General features: G+C 68.8%; 23 protein-coding genes and 1 pseudogene. 9 read left to right on the plus strand and 15 right to left on the minus strand.

Annotated elements, in window-relative coordinates; translation table 11 throughout:
* Positions 1-99: 99 nt before the first annotated feature.
* The 5 genes from ACFY1L_RS52955 to ACFY1L_RS52975 all read right to left on the minus strand — a co-directional run bounded on the left by ACFY1L_RS52955 (position 100) and on the right by ACFY1L_RS52975 (position 4,987).
* A complete protein-coding gene (locus ACFY1L_RS52955) occupies positions 100-933 on the minus strand; it encodes an ABC transporter ATP-binding protein (protein WP_388842751.1) in 834 nt (277 codons plus the stop codon).
* 13 nt (positions 934-946) lie between these two features.
* Positions 947-1,738: an ABC transporter permease gene (locus ACFY1L_RS52960; RefSeq protein ID WP_388842752.1), complete on the minus strand. Its 792-nt coding sequence runs from the start codon at positions 1,736-1,738 to the stop codon at positions 947-949.
* Between the two features lie 4 nt (positions 1,739-1,742).
* The gene (locus tag ACFY1L_RS52965) at positions 1,743-2,564 is read right to left on the minus strand and encodes an ABC transporter permease (RefSeq protein WP_388842753.1); all 822 of its coding nucleotides are present in this window, start codon (positions 2,562-2,564) and stop codon (positions 1,743-1,745) included.
* On the minus strand, positions 2,561-3,538 hold the full coding sequence (locus ACFY1L_RS52970) for an ABC transporter substrate-binding protein (RefSeq protein WP_388842754.1): 978 nt from the start codon (positions 3,536-3,538) through the stop codon (positions 2,561-2,563). The genes ACFY1L_RS52965 and ACFY1L_RS52970 overlap by 4 nt, the downstream gene beginning before the upstream one ends.
* Before the next feature lie 135 nt (positions 3,539-3,673).
* Positions 3,674-4,987 carry a hypothetical protein gene (locus ACFY1L_RS52975; protein ID WP_388842755.1) on the minus strand — a complete coding sequence of 438 codons (1,314 nt, stop codon included), beginning with the start codon at positions 4,985-4,987 and terminating at the stop codon, positions 3,674-3,676.
* Positions 4,988-5,121: 134 nt separating this feature from the next.
* Here ACFY1L_RS52975 and ACFY1L_RS52980 point away from each other — a divergent pair, with 134 nt between their 5' ends.
* Together ACFY1L_RS52980 and ACFY1L_RS52985 are read left to right on the plus strand one after the other, a co-directional pair.
* Positions 5,122-6,120, plus strand: coding sequence for a WD40 repeat domain-containing protein (locus ACFY1L_RS52980; protein WP_388842756.1), 999 nt, complete (start codon positions 5,122-5,124; stop codon positions 6,118-6,120).
* 120 nt (positions 6,121-6,240) lie between these two features.
* Positions 6,241-7,707, plus strand: a complete 1,467-nt coding sequence (locus tag ACFY1L_RS52985; RefSeq protein ID WP_388842757.1) for a polysaccharide deacetylase family protein — start codon at positions 6,241-6,243, stop codon at positions 7,705-7,707.
* A gap of 39 nt (positions 7,708-7,746) precedes the next feature.
* Here the strand turns inward: ACFY1L_RS52985 and ACFY1L_RS52990 are convergent, their stop codons facing one another.
* The 4 genes from ACFY1L_RS52990 to ACFY1L_RS53005 all read right to left on the minus strand — a co-directional run bounded on the left by ACFY1L_RS52990 (position 7,747) and on the right by ACFY1L_RS53005 (position 11,893).
* The gene (locus ACFY1L_RS52990; RefSeq protein ID WP_388842758.1) at positions 7,747-8,535 is read right to left on the minus strand and encodes an MBL fold metallo-hydrolase; all 789 of its coding nucleotides are present in this window, start codon (positions 8,533-8,535) and stop codon (positions 7,747-7,749) included.
* Between the two features lie 3 nt (positions 8,536-8,538).
* A complete protein-coding gene (locus ACFY1L_RS52995) occupies positions 8,539-10,005 on the minus strand; it encodes a purine-cytosine permease family protein (protein WP_388842759.1) in 1,467 nt (488 codons plus the stop codon).
* Positions 10,006-10,073: 68 nt separating this feature from the next.
* Positions 10,074-10,706 (minus strand): response regulator, encoded by a 633-nt coding sequence (locus tag ACFY1L_RS53000; RefSeq protein ID WP_388842760.1) that lies wholly within the window; start codon positions 10,704-10,706, stop codon positions 10,074-10,076.
* A gap of 5 nt (positions 10,707-10,711) precedes the next feature.
* Complete coding sequence (locus ACFY1L_RS53005) at positions 10,712-11,893, minus strand: sensor histidine kinase (RefSeq protein WP_388842761.1); 1,182 nt, start codon at positions 11,891-11,893, stop codon at positions 10,712-10,714.
* A gap of 178 nt (positions 11,894-12,071) precedes the next feature.
* Between ACFY1L_RS53005 and ACFY1L_RS53010 the strand changes: the two genes are divergently transcribed.
* Entirely contained in the window at positions 12,072-13,592 is a 1,521-nt protein-coding gene (locus ACFY1L_RS53010; protein ID WP_388842762.1) for a class I adenylate-forming enzyme family protein, read from the plus strand.
* Positions 13,593-15,431: 1,839 nt separating this feature from the next.
* Here ACFY1L_RS53010 and ACFY1L_RS53015 read toward each other — a convergent pair.
* Entirely contained in the window at positions 15,432-15,698 is a 267-nt protein-coding gene (locus tag ACFY1L_RS53015) for a hypothetical protein (protein ID WP_388842763.1), read from the minus strand.
* Positions 15,699-15,873: 175 nt separating this feature from the next.
* Here ACFY1L_RS53015 and ACFY1L_RS53020 point away from each other — a divergent pair, with 175 nt between their 5' ends.
* From ACFY1L_RS53020 to ACFY1L_RS53030, 3 genes are read left to right on the plus strand one after another with little or no spacing between them, the layout of a single operon-like run.
* A complete protein-coding gene (locus ACFY1L_RS53020; RefSeq protein ID WP_388842764.1) occupies positions 15,874-17,106 on the plus strand; it encodes a site-specific integrase in 1,233 nt (410 codons plus the stop codon).
* Positions 17,103-18,032 (plus strand): tyrosine-type recombinase/integrase, encoded by a 930-nt coding sequence (locus tag ACFY1L_RS53025; RefSeq protein ID WP_388842765.1) that lies wholly within the window; start codon positions 17,103-17,105, stop codon positions 18,030-18,032. Before ACFY1L_RS53020 ends, ACFY1L_RS53025 begins: the two co-directional genes overlap by 4 nt.
* Positions 18,029-19,018 (plus strand): tyrosine-type recombinase/integrase, encoded by a 990-nt coding sequence (locus ACFY1L_RS53030; RefSeq protein WP_388842766.1) that lies wholly within the window; start codon positions 18,029-18,031, stop codon positions 19,016-19,018. Before ACFY1L_RS53025 ends, ACFY1L_RS53030 begins: the two co-directional genes overlap by 4 nt.
* 397 nt (positions 19,019-19,415) lie before the next feature.
* On the opposite strand, the gene ACFY1L_RS53035 is transcribed toward ACFY1L_RS53030, so the two are convergent.
* From ACFY1L_RS53035 to ACFY1L_RS53055, 5 genes and pseudogenes are all read right to left on the minus strand, one after another.
* Entirely contained in the window at positions 19,416-19,781 is a 366-nt protein-coding gene (locus tag ACFY1L_RS53035; protein ID WP_388842773.1) for a DUF3556 domain-containing protein, read from the minus strand.
* Positions 19,672-20,409, minus strand: a complete 738-nt coding sequence (locus tag ACFY1L_RS53040; protein WP_388842767.1) for a DUF3556 domain-containing protein — start codon at positions 20,407-20,409, stop codon at positions 19,672-19,674. The genes ACFY1L_RS53035 and ACFY1L_RS53040 overlap by 110 nt, the downstream gene beginning before the upstream one ends.
* 136 nt (positions 20,410-20,545) lie before the next feature.
* The gene (locus ACFY1L_RS53045) at positions 20,546-21,031 is read right to left on the minus strand and encodes a hypothetical protein (protein WP_388842768.1); all 486 of its coding nucleotides are present in this window, start codon (positions 21,029-21,031) and stop codon (positions 20,546-20,548) included.
* A 166-nt stretch (positions 21,032-21,197) separates the two neighbouring features.
* A pseudogene (locus ACFY1L_RS53050) lies at positions 21,198-21,266 on the minus strand (hypothetical protein); the annotation flags it as partial.
* A 152-nt stretch (positions 21,267-21,418) separates the two neighbouring features.
* On the minus strand, positions 21,419-22,957 hold the full coding sequence (locus ACFY1L_RS53055) for an MFS transporter (protein WP_388842769.1): 1,539 nt from the start codon (positions 22,955-22,957) through the stop codon (positions 21,419-21,421).
* Positions 22,958-23,072: 115 nt separating this feature from the next.
* On the opposite strand from ACFY1L_RS53055, the gene ACFY1L_RS53060 reads away from it, so the two are divergent.
* From ACFY1L_RS53060 to ACFY1L_RS53070, 3 genes are all read left to right on the plus strand, one after another.
* On the plus strand, positions 23,073-23,981 hold the full coding sequence (locus tag ACFY1L_RS53060) for an oxygenase MpaB family protein (protein WP_388842770.1): 909 nt from the start codon (positions 23,073-23,075) through the stop codon (positions 23,979-23,981).
* Between the two features lie 182 nt (positions 23,982-24,163).
* Positions 24,164-25,627, plus strand: coding sequence for an aldehyde dehydrogenase (locus ACFY1L_RS53065; RefSeq protein WP_388842771.1), 1,464 nt, complete (start codon positions 24,164-24,166; stop codon positions 25,625-25,627).
* Positions 25,628-25,762: 135 nt separating this feature from the next.
* Positions 25,763-26,308 carry a TetR/AcrR family transcriptional regulator gene (locus tag ACFY1L_RS53070; protein ID WP_388842772.1) on the plus strand — a complete coding sequence of 182 codons (546 nt, stop codon included), beginning with the start codon at positions 25,763-25,765 and terminating at the stop codon, positions 26,306-26,308.
* The last annotated feature ends 407 nt before the right edge of the window (positions 26,309-26,715 follow it).

The raw sequence follows: 26,715 nt of genomic DNA on the forward strand, positions 1-26,715 counted from the left end.
TCACACTCCTCGCTCCAGTGCGGACCACGGTAACCGATCGAACTGTGGGTGACCTGGGGGATCGCCTCCTGGCGGGACGCGACGGCGCGGGGCGACATGTCAGGCCCCCGTCTTCTGTGCGACCGCCTCCTCATCGCGGTCGCCCGCCCTCATGTCGGTGTCACCGCTCATGTGCTTGGCCCGCTGGATCTGCTCGTAGACGTGCGCACGCAGTTCGGCGAAGCGGGGGCTGGAGCGAGTGTGCAACTGGTCGCGCTCATCGGGCAGGTCGATGGTCAGGTCCTCCTGCACGACCGTCGGGGACTTGGACAGGATGATGGTCCGCTGGCCGAGGTACACCGCCTCGTCGATGTCATGGGTGACGAACAGGACGGTGACACCCAGCTCGTGCCACAGGTGCCTGATGAGGTCCTCCAGTTCGGCACGGGTCTGGGCGTCGACGGCCGCGAACGGCTCGTCCATCAGCAGCACCTTCGGTTCGAAGGCGACGGCGCGGGCGATCGCGACGCGCTGCTGCATGCCGCCCGAGAGCTGCCAGGGGTAGGCCTGGTGGGCGTCGGCGAGGCCGACCACCTCCAGCGCGTGGTCGACCAGTTCCCTCTCCCTGGCCTTGCCCAGCTTCTTGCGGCGCAGCGGCAGGGCCACGTTGTCGCGTACGTTCATCCAGGCGAACAGGGACCGGCCGTACTCCTGGAACACGACGGCCATGCCGGGTGGCGGGCCGTCGATGGGCCGGCCCTCCAGGCTGACCTCGCCGCCGGTGGGGTCGAGCAGTCCGGCCATGCACTTCAGCAGAGTCGTCTTGCCGCACCCGGACGGGCCGACCAGACACACCAGTTCTCCGGCCGCGATGTGAAAGGTCAGGTTCCGCAGGGCCTCGACGCTGCGGTTGCGTCCGGTGTAGACCTTCTGAAGATTGCGTACGTCGAGCATCGACGTCTCCTTGTCAGGGATTGCGCTGAGCCCGGCGCAAGCCGTGGTACCAGGCGAGGAACCGGTTCTCCGCGAACCGGAAGAGCAGCGACAGGACGAAACCGAGCAGGCCGAGCAGCAGGACCCCGCTCCACATCTCGGGGATGGCGAAGGACCGTTGGAACTGCACGACGGCGAACCCGAGTCCGTTGCTCGCGGCGAACATCTCACTGATGACCATGAGGATGATCCCGATCGACAGCGACTGGCGCATGCCCGTGACGATCTGCGGGCTCGCCGAGCGCAGCACCAGGTGCCACAGCCGGGAGACACCGCCTATGCCGTACGAGCGGCAGGTGTCGCTGAGCACCTCGTCGACGGCGCGGACACCCTCGACCGTGTTGAGCAGGATCGGCCACACGCACCCGCTGACGATGACGATGACCTTCATGCCGTCGCCGATGCCCGCGAAGAGCATGATGATCGGTACCAGCACCGGTGGCGGGATGGCCCTGAAGAGTTCCATCACCGGCTCCAGGACGTCACGCACGACGCGGCTCACGCCGATCAGCAGTCCCAGCCCGACTCCGGCGGCGACGGCCAGCAAGTAGCCGGCCCCGAGCCGGACCAGACTGGGCACGACATCGGAGGCCAGCCGCTCACCGGTCCAGACGTCCGGGAACCTGCCCAGGATGGTGGCGAGCGGGGGATTGTAGAAGTCGGTGCTGCCGGCACTGGCGAACCACCACACCCCGAACAGCACCAGGGGCAGGCCCAGGACCAGCAGAGTGCGACGGGCCACGCCCAGGAGAGTCGTCCGGATCATTGCGCTACCCCTCCCCGCGGACGGACTGGTGCCAGTGCAGCGCCCGCCGCTCGACGGCCCGCGCCACCAGGTTGATCGCGATGCCCAGCAGCCCCGTGATCAGGACCAGGGCGTAGACGTCGGAGACCGCCCCGGAGGTCTGGGCGACGGCGATCTGGTTGCCCAGACCCGGCGCCCCGATGACGAGTTCGGCGGTGATCGCCAGGACCAGCGCCACGGTGGCGGCCAGCCGCACCCCCGTCATCACGTACGGCAGCGCGGTCGGCCACATCACATGGCGCACCCGGCCCCAGGTACCGAGCCGGTAGCTGCGGGCGGTGTCGTCGGCGACCGGGTCGACGTCCTGCATGCCGGCCAGCACCTGGACCAGTACCTGCCAGAAGGAGGCGTAGACCACCAGCAGCAGTTTCGATCTCAGGTCCGTGCCGTACATCAGCACGGCCACCGGGATCAGCGCCACCGACGGGATGGGTCGCAGGAACTCGATGGTCGACGCGGTGGCCGCCCGCAGCAGCGGCACCGAGCCGATCGCGATGCCCGCCACCACACCCGCGACGACGGCGATGGCCAGCCCGATGCCCCAGCCGGTCAGGGTGTCGCCGAGCGCGGTCCAGAACGCGTTCTCGCCGAGCACGTGCCACAGGGCCCGGCCCATCTCCGACGCGGGCGGGAGGTAGGCGGCGGAGACCAGTCCGGTGTGGGGCAGTACCTGGAGCAGCAGCACCAGCCCCACCAGGCCGGCCGCCCCGCGTACCGGGGTGGCGGCCTTCTCCCAGGTGAGCCCGGCGCTCTTCGTCAGCACCGGGGCGCTTTGCGACGTGCTCATGAGAACAGGGCGTCCAGGTCGGGCTTCTTGTCGCCGAAGATGCCGTCCTTCTCCCCGAGACCGGCCAGCTTCTCCAGGGATGCCATGTCGTACGTCGCCGGCCAGGCGGGCAGCGTCAGGTTCTTCAGCGCGTCTCCGCTGATCTTGGTGTAGCTGGTGAGGATCCGGCGGGCCTCGTCGGGGTGCGCGGACGCGTACGTGAGGGACTCGGTCATCGCCTCGGTGAACTTCTTCACCAGGGCGGGGTTCTCCTTCACCAGCTTGGTGGAGGCGAAGTACGACGCCACGGTGAGCTTCGGGTCGGTGTCGGTGAACGGGGACGCCACGACCCGGGCGCCCTGGCCCTTGGCGATGGTCAGCGCCGGCTCCGCCATCCAGGCGGCGTCGACCCGGCCGCCCGCCAGCGCGGCCGGCATCTGGTCGAAGGGCAGCTCGACGAACTTGACCTTCGAGGGGTCACCGCCGTCCTTGCGCACCGACTCGCGCACCGTGGTGTCGCCGATGTTCTGGAGGGTGTTGACGGCCACCGTCTTCCCGGCGAGGTCCTTCGCGGACTTGACCGGGCTGTCCTTCTTGACCGCGACTCCCGTGACGTCCTTCCCGACGACGCCGGTGGCGGCGACTCCGTTGACCACGGACTTGATCGGCACGCCCTTGGACTGCGCGATCATCAGCGAGGTGACGTTGCTGAAGCCGAACTGGAACTCGCCGCTCACGACACCGGGGATGATCGCCGCCCCGCCCTGCGCGGTCACGGTCTTCAGTTCTATGCCACGGCTGCTGAAGAAGCCCTTCTTCTCTCCCAGATAGAGCGGTGCCACGTCCACGATGGGAATGACGCCCACCTTGACCTGCACTGTCTTGTTTCCGCCCGAGGACGTCGAACCCGCGGCCCCCGAGGACGAGGATCCGCATCCGGCTACTGTCGTGACCATCACCGCTGCAATGCCAAGCCCGACCATGCGTCGTTGCATGGGCCCTCCTGAGAGAGTGTGTGCGCTCTGCGAAATATCGTCCGCGGTGCGAACGGTAGCGGGAGGCTATGGCCGAGCCTGCGGCACGTCAATAGATGACGTGCCGCAGGCGCCTTGTCGGTCTTGGCCGATGGGTCAGTTCACCGTCCGGTACGCGGTCGGCAGGGTCTCCGACACCGTGTTGCCGTCACGGTCCACCAGCGTGGCCTTGAAGCCGATCGTGGTGGCTCGCGCCGGGTGAGTGAGGGTCAGCTGTCGGGAGCCGTCGGCCGCGGTGTGCACCGTGGCGGTCTTCCACGTGCGCCCGCCGTCGTACGACACCTGCACCTTCAGGGATTTGACCGCCCCCTTCGCCGCCGCCGGGCCCTGGAGCCTGACCGGTACGGTGATCCGGGTGCCCGCCTTCGCCGTGCCGGTCAGGCTCAGCTTGGGGGTGAAACGGACGACGGACAGGGGAAGGCGCTGGACCCGGTTGTCGGCCGCGGGGGCCGAGGTGAAGGTCCACACCGCCGAGGCGCGGCTGCCGACGGTGACGGTCCCGGCCGGACGGGAGGCGTCGACGGCGAGACGGTACCCGGCCTTCCGCGGCAGCAGCCCGGTCAGCGGGATCGAGCACGACTCGCGGTCCAGGTCGATGATGGTGGTGGCACCCGAGGTGAGGCGGAAGCGGGTCTTGGCGTCGGAGCTGTTGCCATGACCGGCCGCGTCGGAGAGCAGCGGGAGGCACACCAGGTAGTCGGAACCCTGGCGGACGGCGCCCACGTCGCCGGGGCGGGTGGAATTCGAGGTGGCCGGACCGAAGACGGCGGTGTTGAACGGCTCGTGGTAGGTGCGGCCGGGCTCGTAGCGGCGGGACTCGGGCGAGTAGAACAGGCTCAGGAACATGTCGTCGGCGGTGCCGACGGCCATGCTCAGGTTCCAGCGCAAGCCGCCTTCGGTGGACATGTATTGGGTGAGGGAGCCGTTGGGTACCGTGCGGTAGGCGGCCTGGGCGCCGATGAGGACGCTGGTGGGACCGGGCCATCCGGGCGTGCTCCAGGAGGAGCCCGGCGCCGCCGTGCTGCCCTTGGCGTTGGAGCCGACCGGGGTGACGACCTTGGCCAGACCGCGGGTGGTGAAGGTGTGGGTCAGGCCGGTGAAGAAGCCGCCCTTGCGGGTGGTGACGAGGTTGTACACCTCGCCGTTGCCGCGCTGCCAGAGGCCGCCCGCCTGGGAGATGAAGCTCTCGGCCGGGACGGAGGGTCCGACCTGGGCGTAGTAGGAGCGGCGCATGTCCGTGTTGTCGCCCAGTCCCATGAACTCGGCGTAGTCGTGGGCGGGTACGTCCCCGCGCGCTCCGACGAGGACCCCGCCGGCGACCAGTCGGGCTCGGCTGTCGGGCGCCGTGAGCTTCATCGGCTTGCCCGCGCGCGCGTCCAGCGTGAGCGTGGTGGCCCTGTCCACCGTCACGCGCGGTGCGACCAGATTGGTCTCCTCCGCGGAGGGGTCCGAGTCACGGGTGAGATGAGCCGAGATCAGGTACGGGCCCTTGGGAACGCGGAGCTTCGTCGTGCTCGTGGAGGAGTCGCCGTCGAGGTAGCGCAGTGCTCAGCCCCGACGGCGCCACCCTGGCCACGGTGACCCGCTCCGGCCGGGGCTACCGCTTCGAACTGCGCTCCACCAAGACGCGCGGGGTCCTCGCCCACGCGACCCTCGGCGCGCTGAGCGGCGGATACGACCCGACACCCCTGCTGGCCTTCAGCCCGGACGCCCGCGCCCTCGTCGTCGGCGACACCGACCCCGCGAGCGGCTCCACGGACCAGCGCTTCACCGTGTGGGACGTACGGACCCACAAGGCGCTCTCCTCCTTCACCCTGTCCGGCTCCGCCGACAACCCGGCCGGTCCCGTCGCCCTGGGAGCGGACGGCCGCACCCTGCTGGCCGCGCGCCGTACGGGGGGCACTCCCGTGACAGAGGTGTGGGACACCGGCCGTGGGCGCCTCACGCGCACACTGCCCGGTGTCACCGGCGACTCCATGGCCGTACGCCCGGACCGGCGGCTGCTCGTGGACTCCCGGGACCGGTTCCTCGACATGGAGTCCGGCCGGGCGACCGACCGTGCCCTCGCCGCGGGACGGGACGTCACCGCGCTGGCCTTCAGCCCCGACGGCGAGCGGCTCGCGGTGGGCGATTCCTCGGGCCGGATCACGCTGTGGGACGGCGACCTCGCCCACCGGATGGGTGTGATCGCCGGTACCTCGCAGAACGACGTGCGCGGGGTGAGCGCGCTCTCCTTCTCTCCCGACGGGGACACGCTCGCGGTCGGGGGCGCGGACGGCACCGTGCAGCTGTGGGACACCGCCTCCCAGCGCCCACTGGGCACCCGGCTGCCCGCCCCGGACGACGGGATCGACTCGATCGCCTTCAGCGCGGACGGGGAGACGCTGTTCGTGGCCGGCGCCCACACCCCGGTGCAGAGCTACCCCGTCGACCCGGACCGGGCTGTGGCCCTCGTCTGCCGACGGACCATCGGCGGTCTCACCGAGGCCCAGTGGCACGCCTACATCCCCGACGCGCCGTACCGCCCCGTCTGCGGAGGATGACCGCCCGGTCGTGATTGTTCAGGAGGCAACAGAGCGTCGCTGAACAACGTACTGACTTGTGAGGATGGGCCCGACCCCAGGCCGAGCCTGTCTCCCCACCCCTTCGATATAAGGTCCGCCATGCGCAAAAGCACCCTCGTCCCCGTCCTTGCGTTGCTGGGCTCCCTGGCCCTGACGACCTCGTGCTCGACCGACACGTCATCCATCGACTCGGCCCCTGCCAAGACCGGCTCCACGCCGACCGGCGGCACGGCCGAGGGCACGGACCCGGGCGGAAGCGTGAACCCGGCCAAGATCAAGGGCATCAGGATCGTCAGCGACAACAGCGACGACCGATCCTGCCCCTGGGCCTCCAGCTACCCGGACGTCCCGGGCGCGAGCGGGATGACGGCCGCCATGAAGAAGTACGTGGCGACACGGATCGCGGGCTTCCGCGGGGACGACGGCGGCTCGGCCGTCACATGCGGCGCCGACTCCACCGGTGCGTCCCCGAACGGCGCAGAGCTGAACATCAGCTACTCGTTCCTGGTGGCGTCCGGAGACGTGGTGGGCGTACGGCTGACCACGCTCAACCGCCCGGCGGCCGGAGACGGCCTGGACACCCGGACCTACTGGTACGACGGCAAGAACGGGACGGCCGAATCCGCGTACGCACTGATAGCCGACGGGTCCCAGGACGCCTTCGTCGCCGCCCTGCAGAAGCAGCTCAAGGGGAAGGAGGGCGCCGACCCGGCCTCCCTCGACGACACGGAGAACCGCACCGCCTCCCTCGACGACATGGCCTTCACCGCCGACGGCGGTCTGCGGGTGGACTTCGACCGCGGCACCGTCGGCGTCCCCGCGGGAGGCCGCTACACCGTGACCTTCCCCAAGGCCACCGTCACCCCCTGGCTGTCCGACTTCGGCAAGCGTGTCCAGCAGCAGACGGCCAGCCCCAGCGCCGGCCTGGACCTCGGCGCCACCAGCACCCCCAGCGCCACCATGCCGACGCAGACCGCGGACGGTGACGACACGACCAACTGCGCCGAGGTCAAGTGCATCGCCCTGACCTTCGACGACGGCCCGGCCGCGCCGTACACCGCCACCCTGCTGACGTACCTCGCGAAGTACGACGCCCGCGTCACCTTCTTCACCGTCGGCCAGAACGTCGCCGCGCACCCGGAGCTGGTGCGTGCCGAGGTGCGGGCCGGACACGAGGTCGGCAACCACTCCTGGAACCACCCCGATCTGACCCGCCTCGCCACGGGTGAGATCCGCTCCCAGCTGGAGCGCACCAGTGCGGCGATCAAGGCCGCCACGGGCAAGGAGCCGACCCTCTTCCGGCCGCCGTACGGAGCGATCAACGGCAAGGTGCGGTCGGCCACCACCCTCTCGCCCGTCCTGTGGGACGTGGACACCGAGGACTGGAAGTACCCCAATGCCTCCCGCGTCGCCCAGTACGTGATCTCGAAGGCCGGCCGCAACGACGTCGTGCTGCTGCATGACATCCACCCCACCTCCGTGGGGGCCGTCCCCGAGATCCTGCGCACCCTCTCCGCCCGCGGCTACCACTTCGTGACCGTCAGCCACCTGCGGGCCACCCTGTGACCAGGTGGTGACAGGGCTCCCGCGTCGGTTCTCAGGCCCTCAGCCGCGGGTACGGGAGTCGACGTAGTCGTCGATCAGCTGGTGGAGCCTCTGCCTGCCGAACGGCGCGTCGTGTCCGGCGTACACCACCTCGACCGGCAGCTCGCGCAGCAGGCGGAAGCTCCGCAGGTAGGCGTCCCGGTCCGAGTCGACGAGCTGATCGACCAGGGTCCCGTCGTAGATGATGTCGCCTGAGAACAGGACCCCTGTGCCCTTCTCGAACAACGCGATGCTGCCCGAGGTGTGTCCGGGAAAGTGCAGAACGTCGAACGCGCGATCTCCGATGTCGATCACCTCGCCGCCCTGGAGTTCCCGAGTCAGCGCGGCGGGCTCAAGCCGGTACGCCGTGACGTCGTACTCCGCGTCCGGGACCGCGTCCAGGAGCAGTTCGCCTCTTGGCTGCTCGGGAGTGGGTTCCGGCACGAGGATGTCGGCCGGCGCCACGTGCATGTGCGTCGCCAGTTCGGCGCCGAACAGGCTCACGGGCGGAGGGTCCGCGAGCGCGCCGGCCTCGGAGACATGGCCGACGCGCGTCGCGAACTCGTGAGCACCGCCGACGTGGTCCAGATGCGAATGGGTGAGCACGAGGATCGGATCGTTCTCGAACATCTGCGGTACGGCCGCGCGAAGCGAGGTGATTCCCAGACCGGAGTCCACCACGAGATCGCGTTCCTGGCCACGCAACCACCAGATGTTTCCCAGGAAGTACGTGTGCGGCTCCTGAATCCACGTCAGACCGTCGTCGACGACCGACACGTCGAACCACTTTTCCGCAACTGGAAGGTCCACGACCTACACCGCCCCGAAGTTGTTGTGGACTCGGATGTTCTTGCGCATTCCAAGGGAATAGATCACCAGGCTCACTCCTGGGCCGGCGGCGAACGAGATGTCCGCACCTCCCAAGGCGTGAGCGACCGGGCCGACCCACATGGTGGTGTTCAGGCAGAGCAGCGAAGTCGCGGTTCCGGCCACCAGCGCCGCCATACCGACCGGATTGAATCCCGCGCGATACCAGTAGCGCGAACTGGAGTTTTCGTCGTTGAGGAGCAGTCCGTCGTACCTCGACCGTCGGAGCAGAAGGTCTGCCGCGTAGACGACCAGGAGCGGCCCGAGGTAGGTGACGCTCAGGACCAGGAGGTTGCTGAACGTGGAAAGGAACGTCGTCGTCAGGAGGATGTAGCACAGAACGCCACCGAGAGCGGCGTCGATCAGGACGGTTTTCGTCCGCTTCAGCGGTACCCCTATGGCCTGGAGTGCGAGCCCGGACGAGTAGATGTTCAACACGTTGTTCGCGGTCAGGCCGAGGACGGCCACGATGAGGAACACCCGGTAGAACCACATCGGGAGGACCTGTCCCAGTGACGTCAGCGGATCGCTCATGTCGACCAGGGTGCCCGCGTAGATTCCGATGACTTCGAGGCCCACCACCGGCAGGTAGCCACCCAGGGCCGTCCAGCCGATGATCGACGCGGGGGAGGTGCTCTTCGGCAGGTAGCGGCTGTAGTCGGCTGCCGTGCCCCACGAGTACGGGCCGGCGCTGACGACGGTGATTCCCAGCAGGACGGCAATCCATTTGTCCGAGCCGCTCAAGGGGACGAACCCGTCGGCCGCGCCGTGTGCCTTGACGGCCACGAATATCCCGAGAGTCAGGAGTACCGCCCCGAAGGCGATACAGAGAACTCCGCTGAAGCGAACGATGGTCGCGTGGCCGTAGAAGCTCACGACGAAACTGATGAGACCCAGCCCCACCGCGATGACGACTTTCAGGACAACCGAGACGCTGATCCCGAGGGTCGACAGCAGCGCATAACAGGCCAACGACGAGATGGCCACGTTGACGCCCTCGTAACCGACGGTGGTGAGCCAGTTGAGACCGGCGAAGCTGATCCGGTTCCCCTTGACGCCGTACTGGGCCCTGGTGACGATGACGCTCGGAGTTCCGGACGCGGTGCCGCTCACCCCGAGCAGGCCGACGAGCAGCCACATCACGTTCGCGGTGAAAACGATCGCCAGCGACTGCACGACGCTCAGGCCGAGGAGAACGAGCGTGCCTCCGATCAGGAGGTAGACGTAACTGACGTTGGCGCCGAGGAACACGAAGAACATTTCCGTCGGGCGTCCGTGTCGCTCGTCGTCCGGTACGAAGTCGACTCCGCGGGTCTCGACGGTGCCTGCGCGGTCGACGTTCCTCACCGCGCCCTTCTCGGCCTCGCCCTGTTCCGGGCATCTCGTGCTCTGCCCGCTGGGCACTTCGGACATGGCTGTCTCCTTGCACTGGGATGTGTCGGGTGCCGCGCGTTGTGCGGAGTGCGGAGTGCCGGAGGCACTCAGTGCACGAGAAGGTCCTGTGCCAGCAGGAGCGCTTCGACACGGTTGCGGGCACCGAGCTTCTGGAGGACCTGCTGCCAGTAGGACTTCACCGTGTTGGGGGTGAGCCCGAGAGCTTCCGCGATTTCCCGATTGGTCTCACCGGCGGCGACGTGCCGAAGGATCTCCCGCTGTCGGGGGGTGAGTTCGACGCCGAGCGGTCTGATGCCGACGGAGGACCTGATCACCGCCGGAGGCTGTGGTGGCCTGCCTGCGGCCAGAGCCTGCAAGGCCTGGACCAGGTGCGTGGAACCGGCGTCCTTCGGCAGCGAGGCGTCGGCGCCGGCGGTGAGTGCGTCCATCGCCGCGAGGCTCGAAGCGTGCGCGGTGAACAGCAGGATCGACGTCGTGGGGCACATGTCGCGGATACCGCGCACGATTTCGCCGGCGCTCAGATCCGGAAGGCGGACGTCGAGAACCACGAGGTCCGGCCGACTCTCTCGCGCCTGGGTGATGGCCGCCCGCCCGTCGTGCGCCGAGCCCACGATGCGGAAGCGTTCGCCGAGCAGAGCCCTGACCCCGTCGACGACGATGGGGTGGTCGTCGACGATCAGGACGCTCGGGGTCTTCCCCGTCGGTGAGGAGGTCGGCATTCGGCTCACCTGGGGATCCAGACTCGGAAGGAGTAGGTCGAGTCCTCGTCCTCGTCCGTGGTGCCGGCCCGGAGGGTGCCTCCCAACTGCTCGACGCGCGACCGGTGCATGCACAGTCCGCGGCCTTCGGGAGTCGCCTGGTCACTCATGGGCATGGCCTTGAAATCCCCGTTGTCGTTGACCGTGACGGACAGGCCCCGAGGATTGTCGGTCACGGTGACCACGACCAGCGTGGCGTCCGAGTGTTTCTCCACATTCCGCAGCGCCTCACGAATCGCGCCGACGACGACATGCCGACGCACACTGTCCAGTGCTTCGACATGGGACAGCACCATGAGTTGAGTGCCGATACCGGTGCGTTCCTCGAAACGGGTGCAGTCGTCGGCCAGCGCCGTCGTCAACGCCGCCGCGTCAGGTGGGGAGTCGAACCTCTCAACGGCCTCTCGCAGCGCAAGACCAGCGGCGGCGGCGTCCTGCTGCATGCCTTGTATTTCCCTGAAGAGGTCCGGGTCGTCTTCGAGGCGAGCACTCAGCCCCTGCAACTTGGCACCGAGCGCGAACAGCAGTGCCCCCACCCGATCGTGCAGTTCGGCCGCCACACGTCGACGCTCCTGATTCACCGAGGCGACCACCAGTTGCTCGTTCGACAGCATCACGTCGAGCGCGGAACCCAACTCCACGGCCGCGGCGGTGACGCGATCGATCGCACGATCACCCACTGTCCCGTCACCACGCATGGCCAGCGTGACGACGCCGTGAAGCCCATGACCGGCGCGTACCGGTGCGGCGATCATTCTGTTGATCTTCTCGGCCGCCACGGTCGAATCGTATTCGTGGGTGATGGTGCTGTCCCCGAAGTAGTCGAGGGCGACGGCGGGCGCGCCGGTAGTGAAAGCGCGTCCGGTAATTCCCGTTCCATGGACGACCTGAAGGTTGTGGAGCTCATCGGTGGTATTGCCCACGACGTGGCGAAGCAGAAGGTGGTCCGCCTCGCCTGCGCCGGCGAACCAGACCACGTCACCGCGCGACTGCACAAAGCAGAGAACGCTCTCGATCAATGCATTTCGACGGCGGTCGAGGGACACCGGTGACGTCACCGAGAGTTCTGCCACACGAGCTGCATGAAGTACGTCGGCGAAACTCACGAGACGGCGGTTTCCCAGGTCGAGGTTTTCATGCTCGATCACAGTCCACCTCGCAGATCTGGCACGTGGGCAGGATGGATTTCGCGAGGACTTTCGCTGCTCATCCGACGAGCACACTACCGAGCCGTCTCGGACTCCGGCACCTCCGTTCGGAGGTGGTGGTGGGTGCGCCGGGCTCGTAGCGTCAAGGCAACCACCCGAGCCGATCGCAGGAGTTCCGATGCGTAGTCTCGCCAGCCTTCTCCCGCTTCTCGCGCACCGGTACGGTGAGCGCACCGCTCTTGTCACCGCTGGTCGTTCGCTCACCTTCCGCGAGCTCGACGACCTCAGCGCGAGGGTCGCCACAGGCCTCGCCGGGCGCGGCTGGGAGCACGGGGCACGGATCACGCTGTACGCGGGCAACCGATGGGAATGGCTTGTCGCGTACCACGGGATTCTCAAAGCCGGGTTCGTCGTCAACCCGCTCAACGTACTTCTGACCGCCGACGAGGTCGCGTACGTCGTCGCCGACGCGGGCGTCACCGCGATCATCGGCGCGGGCGACCGGCTCGGGGCTGTGCGGGAGCGCTGCCCGCAGCTCGACGCGGTGATCGCCTTCGACGATCCGCCGCCCGGGTGCGAGGCGTTCGACGAGCTGCTCACGGATGACGGACCCGCCCAGCCGCTGGGGATCGAGCCGGCGGAGATCGGCGCGATCGCCTATACCTCCGGGACGACAGGACACCCGAAGGGCGCCGTCCAGCCGAGCGTGGCGATCGTGACGAACGTCGTGTCGACCGCGACGATGCACGGACGCCAGGCCGGCGAGACGATGGTCACGGCGCTCCCGCTTCCCCACGTGTACGGCAACGTCGCGGTGCACGCGACCCTCCTCACCGGCGGAACCGTCGTGCTGCAACCGCGGTTCGAGGCAGGCGAGGCGCTGGAGCTCATCGAACGGCACGACGCACAACTCTTCGAGGGGGTGCCGGCGATGTACGCGGCGCTGCTCGCGCACGAGGACGTCGGCCGGCGCGCCCTGAAGTCGCTGACGCGGTCGACCGTGGGCGGTCAGACGATGGCGATCGAGTCCATGCGTGAATGGGAGGAGCGCACCCATGCGCCGCTCGTCGAACTCTGGGGGATGACCGAACTCGCCGGTCTGGGCACCACCCACCCCGTCGTGGTGCCGCCTGTCCACGGCTCGATAGGCGTCGCCCTCCCAGGTGTCGACGTCGACGTGTTCGACCTCGACGACCCGGGGCGCCGGCTTCCTCCGGGTGAGGAGGGTGAACTGATGGTCCGCGGCCCCATCGTCATGTCCGGCTACTGGGGGCGTGAGGAGGCGACCCGCGAGGTGCTGCTCCCCGACGGCTGGCTCCGCACCGGTGACATCGCCCATCGCTCCGCCACGAACCACCTCTTCGTCGTAGACCGCCGCAAGGACATGATTCTCACCGCCGGCTACAACGTGTATCCGGCGGAGATCGAGCGGGTACTCAGCGCCCATCCCGCCGTCTCGATGGTCGCCGTCGGCAAGCGCGCGGACGACGTGAAGGGTGAACTCGCGGAGGCGTATGTCGTGCTCCGCCCCGGCCAGGGCGCCGGCGCGGACGAACTGCTCGCGCACTGTCGGGCACAGCTCGCCGCCTACAAGGTGCCCCGTGCCGTCCACTTCGTCGAGGAATTGCCGACAACCTCGACGGGCAAGATCATGCGGCGACGGCTCGCCATGAGCGAGCCCCCCACCGAGCCCGCCTGAATGCCTTGCGCGGACCTCCCGCGTCAAGAGAAGGGTGCGGGATGTCGAGCCGTTCCCGACGACCGTTCTCCCACACAGACCAGCTCGACGGAGCCCTGGGAGTCGCCTACTTGCCGGCTGAGTTGCCGAGCAGCAGGCTTCTTCCCGGGTGACGAAGAGTGGGGCGGGTGGGTTGCGGACCCATGGTCGACGGATGACAAGCCGGTCCTCTGGAGCCTGCGCTCCAGTACCGGGCGGGCCTCGCCCTCCTCCGCGGTCACCGGGCGGAGCTGGCCGTGTGTCACCGTGGGTGGCGGTGTTCTGCTCGCCCTTGAGGTAGACGACGACGGGTGTGAGTAGGAGGGGCGATGGGTGGGTGCCAGGATGGCCTCGTCCGGGTGGGCGGGCCCGGTCATCTCCTCGCACCATTCCTGGCTCGTCTCCTTCTCGAGCCGCGTTCCGGCGGTGGGGAGTATGGAGTTGACGAGGTCGCCATGAACTTCCACGGGGACGGTCGGCGCCTCTGGCACCGGTGCGGTGGAGACTCCTCCGGTGATGGAGATCTTTGAATTTGGCTCTGTCCGCAGCTCCGGATGCTGTTGGCGATCTTCAGCTCGTCAACCTTTGGGAGAGCTGCTGCAGTTGACTCGTTGGGTGTAAGGGATGCTCGGGTGTGGTGCCCGGCGGGAAGCATTCGCTGAGGCGGACGATGTTATTCCGGCTGCGGTCAACATGTGCTGGACGTAGATTTTGGCACATGACCGGGAAGTTTGGCGGTTCGGGGCAGCTGTCAAGCGGTTCGGTGGGGTCGCCGTGGAGTGGCGGAAGTTTAGGGCCTCCATCGCAATGTTCGATCCGTGGCTGTGGTGATCGTGATGGTGAATTTCGCGTGGGGGATCGGAGTGTTCTTCCTTGTCGGGTTGTAGGCGAAGGTCGAGATCAGGCGTTTGACGCGTCGGCGCTGGATTTTGGTCGGGCTGTGCGGCGGGGCCAGTTCGCGGGGATGCGGGATGGCCCGGTAGATCACAGGAGCGGGCCTGGCACCTCTGGCCTACCCCTGTGCCGGTCGCGGTGATCACGGTGTGGCGGGCGGTGCGGATGGTGACGGCCAGCGATCTGCGGCGGGACCGTGCGCTGGTGCCGGCTCCACCGGCGCAGCCGGTCGTGTTAATTGGTCCCGGTGGACATCGACAGGTAGGTGTCGTCGGGCAGGTCCTCCACGCGGCAGCCGGTCGTAGCGGACCGGACGGCCGTACCGGTCGGCCCACTGCGGTGTGATGAGGCAGGCGAGGCAGTCCTCGGCGTGCACCGCGAGTTCTTCCAGGGCCAGCCTCAGGGTCTCAGCGACCAGTTCGCCGCGGTTGAGCCGACGTACCGCGGCAAGCATGTGTGTGGAATTGGTACGTAGCAGACCGCGCCGTTTGAGCAGGCCCGCGGCCGCGAGCCGCTCGACCATCACGGTGAGCAGCCGGTCTGCACGGTCACCCTGGCCATGCGGTCGCGGAACTCGCTGAGCACCGATTAACCGAGTAGTCGAAGCCCGGATCGTCCAGCTCCAGGCCGTGAAGTCGGCCCGGAGCGCGGTCCCGGCCCCTCGACCGGGCCGCTTCTCTGGACCGCTTTCCGCACCCGCCGTGCGCCTCTCAACGCAACGGGTGCTCCACAAGGCCCATGAATTCCAAGGGTGTTGCCCTCATCCCGCGGTCAGCCATGGCGAAGAGATGACTGAGCCCCGGTAGCAGTAGCGCGTCGTGCGCACTTTCGTAGGAGCTCAGGTACTGGAAAGTGGCGCTGGACACTCTCGGCCGGAAGCAGGCGCACTAGCCCCGCAGTATCCGGTTGAGGCAGATGAGCAGGGCGTCAACGGCAGGTCGGTGCCTGTTTTGCGGCACTGCGTCTTGACCTGGCCATCACGGTCGCGAGGGCCTTGCGGGACGGGCAGGTGTAGACGTAGTACTCGTTGGCGCCTCGTTTACGGTGGCGCTGGATGCGCCAGCCGAGGAAGTCGAGGCCCTCGTCGAAGTGTGTGACCAGTGTCTTCTCCGGCGGTAGGCGCAAGCCCATCGTGGAGAGGACATCGGCCGCCTCTTCCTTGAGCGCCTCCGCGCCGGCCCTGGTGGCGAACACCACCAGGCTCCAGTCGTCCGCTTATGCCGCTTGCCGGGTTATGCCGACTGCGGGGGCGGGAGCATGACGGACCGGGTGTCCGGTCTCGAAAGCTTCAGCATAACCAGCGGCCGCCGCTCGCGAGGACCCATATCCCTGTCTGTGTAGGCGAGTTGCCTGCAGACGGGAGAAGATCATGAACGTGAGCAGAGAGCGGCGCCGTGGACCGGTGCCGTTGGTGATGACGGGGCCGTTGGCGCCGTACGAGCCGTTGCTGCGTACGGAGTTGACGTCCCTGGGCTACGCGGCGGCGTCGGTGACGGACGCGGTACGCATGATGAGGCGCCTGAGCACCTGGATGGACCGGCGGGAGATCACTGCGGCCGGGCTGACGCCGCCGAGGGCGGAGGAGTTCCTGGTCTTCCGGCGGGCAGTGTGCCACTCGGAGTCGGTGCCCCGGCGGTCTCTGGGCGCGGTGGTCAAGGTGTTGCGGAACGCCGATGTGGTGCCGGTCCCGGCCGCGCCCGCCGACGATGAGGTGCACGAACTCCTGACGGATTACGCCGCCTACCTGCACGGAGAGCGGGGTCTGGCGGGCGAGTCCGTCCGCTGCTACTGCAGCCAGGCACGCAAGTTCCTCACCGCCTTGCCGGCACCGCTGGAGGAGTCACTGGCCCGGCTGGATGCCGCGCGGGTCACCGCGTTCATGGTCCGGCACACCGCGGAGTCCGAGAGCGTCTGGTCGGCGAAGGCCCTGGTGACCGCGGTCCGTTCGCTGCTGCGCTACCTGCATGTGGATGGCCGGATCCCGGCTCCGCTGACCGGGGCGGTCCCCGCGGTGGCGGGCTGGCGGCTGGATTCCCTGCCCCGCGGCCTGGCGTCGCAGCAGGTGACCGCGCTGCTGGCCGCCCCGGACCCGCGGACTGGGACGGGACGGCGGGATCGGGCGGTGCTGACGGTGCTCGCGCGGCTGGGGTTGCGTGGTGCGGAAGTCGCCGCGCTCCAGATGGCCGACATCGACTGGCATGCGGGAGAAGTAGCGGTGCGGGGCAAGGGTTCTCGCGTCGAGCGGCTGCCGCTGACGGCCGAGGCCGGTGAGGTGCTGGCCGACTACATCACCGGCGCACGCCCTCGCTGTTCGGCCACGGCCGTGTTCGTCACGTCCCGGGCTCCCTACCAGGCGCTGGATGCGTCGTGCATCCGGGCGATCATGGGACGGGCCTGCGCGAGGGCCGGCCTGCCGAGGCTCGGAGCCCACCGGCTCCGTCACACGCTGGCCACCACCATCTTGCGGGCCGGGGCCCCGCTGCCCGAAGTAGGACAAGTGCTGCGGCACCGCAGCCAGTTGAGTACCACGGTCTACGCCAAGGTCGACCACGCGGCCCTGCGGACCCTGGCCCAGCCCTGGCCGGAAGGCGGCGGGCGATGACCACGATCCGGCAGCACGCGGAAGAGTACCTGGCCATGCGCCGCCGACTGGGGTTCAAGCTGACCACCTTCGGCGAGAAGCTGATGAGCTTCGTCAGCTACCTGGAACACACCGGCGTCACCGTCCTCACCACCGAGGCGGCGCTCGCCTGGGCAACGGACACGCCCCACAGCACCGATCAAGTGCACTGGAGCCGCCGCCTCATGGTCGTGCGGATCTTCGCCCGGCACCTGAAGACCCTGGAACCGGCCACCGAGGTCCCTCCCGATGACGCCCTGCCCCACCACTACCGGCGCATCACCCCGCACCTGTTCACCCCGGCCGAGCTGTCCGCCCTGCTGGAGGCAACGGGCCTGCTCCAACCGGCCTTTCGGGCTCGCACCTGGCACACCCTGATCGGCCTGCTGGCCGTCACGGGACTACGCACTTCCGAAGCCTGCGGCCTGGACCGCACCGACGTCGATCTCGCCGACGGCCTTTTGACCGTGAGGGATACGAAGTTCGGCAAGTCCCGGCAGGTTCCCGTGCACGCCAGCACCACCGCCGCACTGCGGGCATACGCCCGCGAACGTGACCGCCGACGGCCCGTCCCGAGCACCGTGGCCTTCCTCATCTCCACTCGCGGTACCCGGCTCGATGCCCACAACCTCCCGCACACCTTCCCCCTCCTCCTCGACACCGCGGGAATCACCGCAGGTGAGGGGCGCCGCAGGCCCCGCCTGCACGATCTTCGCCACACCTTCGCGACCACCACCTTGCTGAACTGGTACGCGGACGGCGCTGACGTGCAGGCGAGGCTGCCGCTGCTGACCACCTACCTCGGTCACGCCGACCCGAAGTCCACCTACTGGTATCTCTCCGGCTCGCCCGAACTCCTCGCGCTGGCCGCCGCCCGCCTGGAGCACAGCCTCGGAGGCCGGCCATGAGCGACCTCGCACCCCTGCTGCAGGGCTTCTTCACCGACAAGCTGATGCTCCAGCGCCAGGCCAGCACGCATACGATCGCCGCCTACCGGGACACCTTCACCCTCCTGCTCGGCTTCACAGAACAGCGCACCGGCCGCCGGCCGGCCCGCTTGAGCATCGCCGACCTGGACGCACCGGCGATCGGCGCGTTCCTCCAGCACCTGGAAACCGTCCGCGGCAACACCGCCGCGACCCGCAACGCCCGCCTGGCCGCCATCCGTTCGTTCTTCCGCTACGCGGCCCTGCGAGCCCCCGAGCACGCGGCGGTCATCCAACGGGTGCTGGCGATCCCGCCCAAACGCTTCGACCGGGCCATCGTCAACTACCTGACCACCACGGAGACCGACGCCCTGGTCGCCGCCCCGGACCGCACCACCTGGACCGGACGGCGCGATCACGCCCTGCTGCTGACCGCCGTCCACACCGGGCTGCGCGTCAGCGAGCTGACCCGCCTCACCCTCCAGGACGTCCACCTCGGCACCGGCCCTCACCTGCGCTGTCACGGCAAGGGGCGCAAGGACCGGTGCACACCGCTGACCGGCGCAACCGTCAAGGTGCTCAAGACCTGGCTGAAGGAGCACGGCGGCGAGCAGGGCGACCCGCTGTTTCCGACCCGCCGCGGCACCCCGCTCAGCCGGGATGCCGTCGAACACCTCGTCGCCAAGCACACCCGCACCGCCGCGGCCACCTGCCCGTCGTTGGCCAGCAAGCACGTCACCCCGCACACGCTGCGGCACAGCACCGCGATGGCTCTTCTGCACGCTGGAGTTGACATATCGGTGATCGCGCTTTGGCTCGGCCATGAATCGACCGAAACCACACAAATCTATCTGCACGCCGACATGCGCATCAAAGAACGCGCGCTCGCCCGCACGGCCCCATCCGGCAGCCCACCCGGACGCTACACCGCCCCGGACACCCTGCTCGCGTTCCTCGAAGGACTCTGAACAACAGCACAGGTTATGCCGACCGCTTCGGGCCAGACTCCGAGCTCATCATGCTCCCGCCCCCGCAGTCGGCATAACCCGGCAAGCGGCATAAGCGGACCTATGCCGAACTCGGCATAGATCGGCGTAACGGATCAGCCGGTACTTCGGCAGTCCGCGACGGCGGCGCTTGCGGCAGTCGTTGAAGGTGCTCGCCGGATCTCCCGGCCCCTGGGCGAAGTGCTTGTCAAGAACGGAGAGGGCCCGTTGCTGAGCAACGGGGAGAGGATTGATCCTTGCCGGGTTCCGGCGCTGGTTTCCCTGAACGCCCGGTCCTCACCGAGGATGCCGGACTTCAGGAACGCCTTCACCAGGGGCAGGAGGCGTTTATCCCCGACGCGAGCTCACACCCGGTCCATCAGGGCGGCGTGCGAGATCTCGTCGAAGCAGGCTTTGATGTCGCCTTCCACGACCCACTCCCGGCGTATTGCCGCATCGAGGGCAGGAAGGACACCAGGTCCGGCCGGAGATTGCCGAGGACCGGGAGGAAGGCGAGTCCGGCAATCACGGCCGCTGTCAGCAAGGGTGACGCCATGTCACCGACCCTGCAGCCGTCCCAGGTGGGGAAAGCCCAGAACAGGAAGACCGTGGCGTAGGCGAACAGCAGGTTCCATTCAAGCGGTACCGCTAGCGGGAAGGTCGTGATGATGAACAGATGGAAGGCCACCATCAGCCCGACGGCCGCCAGCGTCACCGCCCGGTCGGTGGAGAACAGCAGGACCAGCGGGCTGGAGATCTCCACCAACGTGCCGCCCGCATGCGCCATGGCTGCTGGCCGTCTTTGAGGGGCGGACGTCGCGCGGGAAGTCCCGGTAGTGGGCGCGCTTGAACCACCTGGCGGGCACGCACGGGGAGTTGGAGACCATCGGTGCGACGACGTTGGAGAAGCGCAGGCCCATCTTCGACACACCCGCGCCGATCCAGACGACCACGATCAGCAGCTTGAGCGCGACGATCATGTCGGTGAACGGCAGGAACGCGAAGAAGTACATCGCGGGCAGGTACTGCTCCCCCCCCCGGACGGCGAGGAAGAGCGTATTGTCCCGTAGCCCGCACAGCACCAGGAGCGTCATCACCGGGATGGGCAGCGCCGGCTCGACAAGGCCCGACACGTCGTCGCCGGGCAACGCGATCGCGGCGGCCAGGCAGCCGAGCAGGGCGAGATAGAGCGCGACGTCGAGGACCGTCCGGGTGTCGCCGTTCGTGAACGGCACCCGGCGCCACGGCCGCAGCGGGATCCTCCCGGGCTGCACCCAGAACAGGATGCCCCCGGTCATCGGCTTGAACTTTCCGGCGAGCGGCCCCCAGGACCCGGCCACTCCGACCACCTCCAGGAGCACCGTCCACAGCACCGGCTTCTCGTACACGATGAGCACGTTCCACCAGAGCCGGCGTCCCAGAACGGACCGGCCCCGCAACTCGCGGTCGCAGCCGCAGTACCGACGAGGACGTGGAGGACGAGGACTTTCACGGCGTAGGTCGCGTGGATCATCTTGGGCGTGCCGAAGCCGTACTCAGTGGAGCGCGAGTGTCCTCATGCGTTCGAGCAGGGGTCTGCGAAGGAACGACTCCGGATCGACAGGAGGGAAATACCCGTTTTGAACCCCATGATGCGGCTCCTTTGCGGCAAGGGGGAACTATCCGCCCGGCGACTGTTCGCGGGGCGGCGGGAGAGGCGGGGCGCGAACGCTCAGCAGCCGGTCTTCTGGTGCGGAAGGGGCCCCTCTGGAGCGACTTCCGGGGAAAGGGCTTGTCGATCTTCCCGACCGGGTTCTTCGGCAGCGCTCCCGTCAGATGGATCTCGACCGGCAGCTTGATCTTGGTGAGGTGCTGCCGGCATTGGTCGAACAGGTCGTCGGCGGTGACCGGCACGTGGGGATAGGTGACGACGTAGGCGCCGGGGACCTCGCCGTAGACAGGGTCCGGCACGCCGACGACGGCGGTTTCCAAAACGGCCGGATGGCCGTACAGCATCGACTAGATCTCCTTGGGGTAGAGGTTCTCCCCGCCCTTGATGATCATGTTCTTCACCCGGTCGACGAGAGTGAGGTAGCCGTCGTCGTCGACGCGTCCCACGTCGGTAGCCGCGCATGACGTTCGGGCCGCGGACGACGACCTCGCCGGTGGTGCCGGGCGGGAGCAGACCGCCGTCCGCGGAGATGACGCCGATCTCCTGGCCGGGCAGCGGCGGGCCGACCGTGCCCGGCACCGCGCGGGGTTGCGGCGCAGGATCGGGGCCGACGGGGCCGATCCTGCGCGAGCCGTCCTGGTGCGGTCGATGGCCGACTGCTGGTTCTGTCTGCGACTGCTGGGAATGTGGCGCCGTCGGACGGGGTGTGGAGAACGGGGTTGGTGAGGAGCTCAGTGCGTTGACACCGGGGTGTCGGTCGACTTGGTCTCCGGTGACGTACGCAGCAGGGCGTGGGCCGCTATCGCGGCGAGGGCGAGGAGGCCGGCGCAGGCCAGGTGGATGACGGTGAGTCCGTCGAGGAAGGCGTGGTGGGCGTGGCTCAGCAGGTCCGCCCCCGGCGTTCCGCCCAGGGAGTCGGCGGCGTGGGTGGCCGCGGCCAGTGAATCGCGGGCGGCGTGCTGCACGGCCGTCGGGACGCCGGTGAGGTCGGGCATGCCGGCCTGGTAGGCGAGGTTCATGAGGCTGCCGAGGATCGCGACGCCGAGGGCGGCGCCGAGTTCGTAGCCGGTCTCCTGGACGGCGGCGGCGCCTCCGGCCCGCTCGGGCGGGGCCACCTGCATGAGGGTGGTGGTCGCGGCGATCACGGCGATTCCGGCACCCAGTCCCAGCACCGCCAGGCCCAGGCCCAGCGGCCAGTAGCCCGCCGAGGCGGGTGCTGCCGCCAGCACGAGCAGGCCGGCGATCGCCGTCCCGAATCCGGCCACCAATGTGGAGCGCAGGCCGAAGCGGGCCATCAGCCGTGTCGACACGGGGGTGGCGAGCAGGACGGCGAGCATCATCGGAGCGAGGGCGGCGCCCGCGGCCATGGGGCCGTAGCCCTGGATGAGCTGGAAGCGCTGGCTGAGGAAGTACATCGGACCGAACTGGACGAACATTCCCAGCAGGACGCACACCGCGCCGACCGTGAAGCGGCGGTCGGCGAACAGCGTCAGGTCGAGCAGCGGATGGGGCAGACGCCGCTGGCGGCGGACGAAGACGACCAGCAGGACGACGCCGGCGGCGAGCGCGGCGAAGGTGACCGCGGACATCCCCTCCTTGGCCTCCTTGACGGCGTAGACCACGCCGACGATGCCGCCCAGCGACAGCAGCGCGCTCAGCACGTCCCACTTGCCCTCACGGTAGCCGCGGGACTCGGGCACGAACATCGCGACGAAGAGCAGGCACAGGGCGGCTGCGGGCGCCGCCGACCAGAACGCCGCCTGCCAGCCGAAGTGCTCGACAAGCAGTCCGCCGGCGACCGGTCCCGCCGCCGCGCCCGCGGCTCCCACGGCGGTCCAGACCGCCACCGCCCTGCCCAGTTCGCGCTGGTCGGTGAAGACGTTGCGCAGGACCGAGAGCGTGGACGGCATGATCAGGGCGGCACTGGCGCCCAGCGCGACGCGGGCCGCGATGAGTTCGGGGGCCGAGCCGGCGAAGGCCGCGGCGACCGAGACGGCGCCGAACAGCGCGCAGCCGATGAGCAGCGCGCGCTTGCGGCCCACCCGGTCCGCCAGGGTGCCGCCCGCGACGAGCAGGCCGGCCAGGACCAGCGAATAGCTGTCGACGATCCAGAGGGACTGCACGGCGGAGGAGCCCAGCCGCTCGGTCAGTTCCGGCAGGGCGACGTTGAGCACGGTGGCCGCGATCACGGTCACCAGCAGGGGCAGGCACAGCACCCCCAGGATCAGCCATCGCCTGGCAGATGAGTACGGCTGCGGATGGGTGGTCATGAGACGTCCTTTCTCCGGGGCCCCGAGTGGTGAGAGCTTCGAGGCTTGACTTACTGTACCGTCTAGACGGTACAGTGCAAAGCAGACGGAGACATCACCACCCTTGGAGGGCACCATGGACCCCTATGCACGGCTCAGGGAGATCGAGTCGCTGGACGCGGAGAAGGACTGTGAGCGCATCTTCCGGCTGATCGCCCTGCACGAGTTCCCGGTCGAGTACGGCCTGGGTATCGAGCTGGCGCAGTTGTCCGATTTCGCGGTGCCGAGCATCGGCAACCTGCTGGCCGCCACCGGCGAGTTCACCGAGCGCGGGCAGAAGCGCAACGACGACACCACGATCCTGCTCGGCGAGGTCTTCGCCAACGGGCTCGGCACCGACCGGGGCAGGGCGGCCGTCCGGCAGATCAACCGCGCCCACAAGCCGTACGACATCTCCAACGACGACTTCCGCTACGTGCTGGCCACCTTCGCCGTCCCGCCCGTCCGCTTCATCGAGCAGTACGGCTGGCGGCCCCTGACCCGCCACGAGCGCACCGCCGTCTACTACTTCTTCCGCGGCATGGGCAACCACATGGCCATCAAGGACATCCCCGGTTCCTACGACGAACTGGCCGCGTTCATGGACGACTACGAGGCACAGCACTTCGCCTACAGCGAGGGCGGACACCAGGTGGCCATGGCCAACCGCGACCGCATGGCCGCCGACCTGCTGCCCGGCACCCCGAAGAAGCTGGCCCGCCAGATCGTCGACGCCCTGATTCCCGAGCACATCCGGCGTCCCCTCGGCCTGCCCCGCCCCAGCCACACCGCGCTGTTCGCCGTCGAGACGATCCTCAAGGCACGCAAGGCCCTGGTGCGCCACCTCCCGCCCTCCACCGAGCCCGCCTCCCTGGCCGTCTACGCCGAGCGCAGTTACCCGGACGGCTACAAGATCGAGGAGGTCGGCCCGGCGAGTCACGCGATGACCGGCGGCGCCGCCCTTGGATGCCCCTTCTCCGGACGGCCCGACACCCTCGCCTCATGACCGCCACGACGGCCGCCGGACCAGTGAGGGAACGGCACGAGCGGCCCTGATTCCCCTTCCCCGCCGAGGCCGATCCCCCCGGGCGACCTCATCGGAGCCGTCCGCCCGGCAAGTCCCACCTCTGTATGCGCGAAACCGGTGTCGGTTCGCGTGTCAAGCCCGTACTACCTGGGAGCTGACCCATGTCACACCAAACAGAGCTGCAGTATCAGCGCGAGCACCTCTTCATCGGAGGCGAGTGGCGGCCGAGCACCTCACCGGACACCATCACCGTGATCTCGCCCTTCACCGAACAGCCGGTGGGCCGCGCGCCGGACACCTCCCCCGCGGACATCGACGCCGCTGTCGCCGCGGCCCGGCACGCGCTGACCAGGTCGGCGTGGGCGACCTGGGACGTGGAGACCAGGGCCGCGGCCATCGACCGCTTCGCCGACGCCCTGGAGCGCAGGGCCGACGAAACCGCCCGCATCGTCACCGCCGAGAACGGCATGCCGATCTGGGGGTCCAGCGCGGTCGAGGGCCCGGACCCGGCCCGTGTCCTGCGCCACTTCGCCCAACTGGCGCGCACCACCCCACAGGAAGAGCGCCGCCCCGCCGCCTCCGGCACCGGAACCACCCTGGTCCGGCGTGAACCGGTCGGTGTGGTCGCCGCCGTCGTCCCCTGGAACTATCCCCAGTCCCTCGCCGTCTTCAAGATCGCGCCCGCGCTCGCCGCAGGCTGCACGGTCGTGGTGAAACCGGCGCCCGAGACGGTGCTCGACGCCTTCCAGTTCGCCGACGCCGCACAGGAGGCCGGTCTCCCGGACGGCGTGATCAACATCGTCACCGGCGGACGCGACGCCGGCGCGTACCTCGTCAGCCACCCGGGCGTGGACAAGGTCGCCTTCACCGGTTCCACCGAGGCCGGACGCGCCATCGGCGAGGTGTGCGGCCGCCTGCTGCGACCCGTCACCCTGGAACTCGGCGGCAAGAGCGCGGCCATCGTCCTGGACGACGCCGACCTCGGCCGGACGGTACGCGGACTCACCTGGGTCTGCCTCGCCCACAGCGGCCAGACCTGCTACACCAACTCCCGTATCCTCGCACCCCGTTCGCGGTACGACGAGGTCGTCGACGCCATCGCCGACCTCGCCGCCTCCCTGCAGATCGGAGATCCCTCCGATCCCGCCACCCAGCTGGGCCCCCTGGTCTCCTCCCGGCAGCGTGAGCGGGTGGAGTCCGCCATCGCCGCGGGCAGGGCCGGCGGAGCAAGGGTGGTCACCGGCGGCCGACGGCCCGCGGCGTTCGAGCGAGGCTGGTTCATCGAACCCACGGTCTTCGCCGACCTCGACAACTCCCACACCGTCGCCCGTGAGGAGATCTTCGGCCCCGTCCTCACGGTCATCCCCTACGACGACATCGACGACGCCGTGGCGATCGCCGACGACTCCCCCTACGGCCTCGCCGGCACCGTCTGGACCTCCGACGAGGACAAGGGCATCGAGATCGCCCGCAGGGTCCGCACGGGCACGGTCGGCGTGAACTTCTACGACATCGATCTCGGCGCCCCCTTCGGCGGCGTCAAGGCCAGCGGCCTGGGACGCGAGCTGGGCCCCGAGGGCCTCGCGTCCTACGTCGCGTACAAGTCGGTCTACCTGAGCCGATGACCAGGGGATTCCATACAGCGCGGGCACCCGCCCGCCGGTCGGCGACATCGCCGACCCCGACTGGCGAACGGCTGCCGGGGCTGTACCGCCCAACCGGTACATGACGATCCGGTACATCACGATGGAGGGCTCCCCATGACCGGTGCACGCGACAAGATCCTCGACGCGGCCGAGGACGTTCTCCTGGACGAAGGAGCGGTGAACCTGACGCTGGAGCGCGTCGCGGTGGCGGCCGGGGTGAGCAAGGGCGGGCTGCTGTATCACTTCCGCACCAAGCACGCCTTGATCGCCGGGATGGTGGAGCGGTTGATGCGGCACTTCGCCGAAGACTACGAGGAGCATCAGGACGAGGAGCCCGGGGCTGCTGTACGCGCTTTCCTCACCGGCAGTACGCAGTCGCCGGCCTCGGAGACGGGGCGCCGCCACGAGCGTCTGGCCGCCGCGGTACTCGCCGCGGCCACCCTGGGGCCGGACCTGCTGACGCCCATCCGGGACTACTACGCGCGGCTCCAGCACCGGATCGAGACCGACGGCATCGATCCGGCGCAGGCCACGCTGGTACGGCTGGCGGCCGACGGCTGGTTCTACTCCCGCCTGTTCGGATTCGCCCTGCCGTCCCAGAAGCTGGGGCCCGAGGTACGCGAGGCACTCACTGCCATGACGCAAACGCGTCCGGCTTGATCCGACGTGCCTCTCGGCCCGCACCGAAATGCTCGCGTACGCCACCCAGCAGACCCGTGCCGAGCGCACACCCCACCGGAGACGTGTGGAGCACCACCGTCCACGTTGAGACCGACGGCGGACCCGAGCGGTTCCGCTCCGACTCCGTCAACGGAACACGAAGGCGTCCGGTCCACCCCGGCCCGGACGCGCAAGACCACTGACGCCCGAGGAGGCGACCCAGACATGAAGATCCTGCTCGACCGGGGCAAGTGCACCGGCCTCGGCATCCGCGAGTCCATGGCCCCCGGTGACGGTGCTCTCGTCCTGCGGACCGAGGCCCTCCGGCTGGTGGGGGAGTGACTGTCATGAGTGAATCCCGGCGACTGGTCGTCGTAGGTGCCTCTCTGGCGGGGCTGCGTGCCGTG

The sequence above is a fragment of the Streptomyces sp. NPDC001663 genome (genome assembly GCF_042893105.1).
Taxonomy (GTDB): Bacteria; Actinomycetota; Actinomycetes; order Streptomycetales; family Streptomycetaceae; genus Streptomyces.